Here is a 2,188-nt window from a genome sequence, read left to right as displayed (position 1 = left end):
AGCCGCAATGTAGTAGACGTCGCCGTGACTGGCCTGGTTAGGAGTTTCCGGAATCAACGCAAACTCTGCCATTTTTGACACACAAGGTCCCAAACCCAGGTTGCCTAGAAATTAGAGCCCACTGCGGCTGCCCACTCTCTGTCATGAAGGAGACAACTCGGGTCCCGTTAGAAAGGCTCAACTGTATCTCGGGGATCGCACCAATTGTCTCTAAACCAGTAACCGTCGAGCCCAGCAACTTTTTTAACATGCTGGGCCACCGACGTGCCGAGCTATAGCTGCCGCCCAAGATGGATCGAGGCTTTTCGATTCGCCAGCTCCACTCAACCATGAGCGTAAAATTACCGCTCGGGTTACCAGTGGAGCCATCACGCAGATAAGTCGGTGACAGTTCACCCAACTCAACAAATATGGCAGAGCCATGACCAAGCCATACGTGATTTACAGGCAGACCTAACACGGCCTGCTTAAACTCGAGAAGCCCCAATTTTTCTCCTAACGCCAGCCAGCATGCGCGGCTACGGAATGGAGGCGAAGCCGCAATGTAGTAGACGTCGCCGTGTCTGGCCTTGTTAGGCAACAATCCGAAACTGGCCTGGTCAAAACGGCACGTCATCATTATCGCAAGGCTTCACTTGCTGCTTGGCCGACTGCTCCCATGAGTAGACAGCCGCTTTATGCATTTCCTCTATTGTCGGCGCAATTGAGTAAAAGGAAACACCAATTTCATCATTTGAGAGCTTCCAGACAATATCCCATGCCCCCTTAACAATATCTTCTTGCCGGGTTGAGAAAGCGAGACACATGCAAGCCATTGCAAGCTCGTTGCGAGATGGAAGCTCCGTACTATGCCGACGTATCGAATCCAAGAAAGCCTCAATCACAGTCTCAGCGTCTATTACCTCTTCAGCAAAGCCTTCATCATCAAGAGCATTGAGCCGGTCAGCGTAATCAAAAAATTCTTGGGGCATGGTTTTCTGAGTTTTCGGCATGCTCTCCTCTCTTGCCTAACGAGGCTGTAGAAAAAGTCCCGCCCCTTTGTTCGATCGCGTTCCTACGTAAAATCTGGAAGTGTTTTCAATCATGAGTGCTCCAGATTTTAAGAATAGGCTCTATTTTTAGCTCATTTATTGATCAATTTCGACTCGAAATAGGCCTTCGACCTTTTTCTACAGCCTCAACGCCGCCAGCATGCGCGGCTACGAAATGGAGGCGTAGCCGCAATGTAGTAGACGTCGCCGTGCCTGGCCTGGTTAGGCATCACTTGGTGCCTCCGGTGCCTCAACGCCTACTTGAGCATACAGCGGTCGTTTATAGGAACCCTTTCGATCATATTGTTCATCGGCCTCCCACAAGTTGAGACCCTGATGCGGGAAAAAACAGGTTTCACCGGGCCGCTCAAAGGGAAGAGCAATCTCTCTACTGGCGAATAGCTGAAAGAGCTTCTTGGCCTCTGTGTCAAAAACATCAACGCCGTAATAGGTGCAATGGATATTCTGATGGTCAGATATCCCGATAAAGCGAAGCACTTTATTCTCGTACTCAAGTTGTAACGAATTATCGCAGAAGTAATCGATGAGTCCGTTCTCGTAGCAGAGTGGGTAGCCAAGCTCTGCCAATTGTTGTCGGACATCGCTGCGCCCTGAGCCAAGCTTGATGCTGCCTGCGCCGATTCCGGGTTTAAGTTCGAGTTCGATCATCGGTTCGTATGCTTAACGCCAGCGCACAACGGCGCCCTTGTAATGGAGGCGTAGCCGCAATGAAAAGGGCGTCCGGCGGCCACCGGCCGCGAATTGATGCGCCTTGTTATGTTTTACTTGAAATGGCCGTAAACGCCCCAGCCACGACCAGTTATGCCCAGATTCACCAGCAAGTCAGCCTCTTGCTTGCCCACATAGTCTGGATTTTCTGACTCCCAGATTTTGCGTTTAATGTACTTGGCCCAGACTTTTTCGAACTGACTTTCCGGATTTTTGTTTCCATTACAAACCTCGACGAAGCGCTCTTGGGCTGGTGTTTCAGGACTAATTGCCCCGCGCATGAGAGCTGCAAGCCACGAGCCGTATGTGACCAACAGCTCGATCTCGTCCTCGGAAAAGAGTGTATCGGGCACGTTGGGCTGAAACTCCATTTTCCGATATTTCATGTGCTCTGCTGAAGCCACTGATCACTCCAGGAAACATAACGC

The 2,188-nt window shown here is 50.6% G+C and carries 3 protein-coding genes; all 3 read right to left on the bottom strand.

Annotated features, from left to right (window positions below):
- Window positions 1-599: 599 nt before the first annotated feature.
- Entirely contained in the window at window positions 600-992 is a 393-nt protein-coding gene (locus ACJO5Y_RS16675) for a hypothetical protein (RefSeq protein WP_406988796.1), read from the bottom strand.
- 261 nt (window positions 993-1,253) lie between these two features.
- A complete protein-coding gene (locus ACJO5Y_RS16670; protein WP_406988795.1) occupies window positions 1,254-1,700 on the bottom strand; it encodes a hypothetical protein in 447 nt (148 codons plus the stop codon).
- 113 nt (window positions 1,701-1,813) lie between these two features.
- A complete protein-coding gene (maoP, locus tag ACJO5Y_RS16665) occupies window positions 1,814-2,164 on the bottom strand; it encodes a DUF413 domain-containing protein (protein WP_061333867.1) in 351 nt (116 codons plus the stop codon).
- Window positions 2,165-2,188 lie beyond the last annotated feature (24 nt).

The sequence above is a fragment of the Marinobacter alkalisoli genome, assembly GCF_045449855.1.
In the GTDB taxonomy this organism is placed as follows: Bacteria; Pseudomonadota; Gammaproteobacteria; order Pseudomonadales; family Oleiphilaceae; genus Marinobacter.
This window is presented reverse-complemented; position numbering and strand designations above follow the sequence as displayed.

What these genes read in the sequence shown, in the direction of transcription:
- ACJO5Y_RS16675 (WP_406988796.1), bottom strand. Translation starts at nt 992, where the DNA reads ATGCCGAAAACTCAGAAAACCATGCCCCAAGAATTTTTTGATTACGCT.
- ACJO5Y_RS16670 (WP_406988795.1), bottom strand. Translation starts at nt 1,700, where the DNA reads ATGATCGAACTCGAACTTAAACCCGGAATCGGCGCAGGCAGCATCAAG.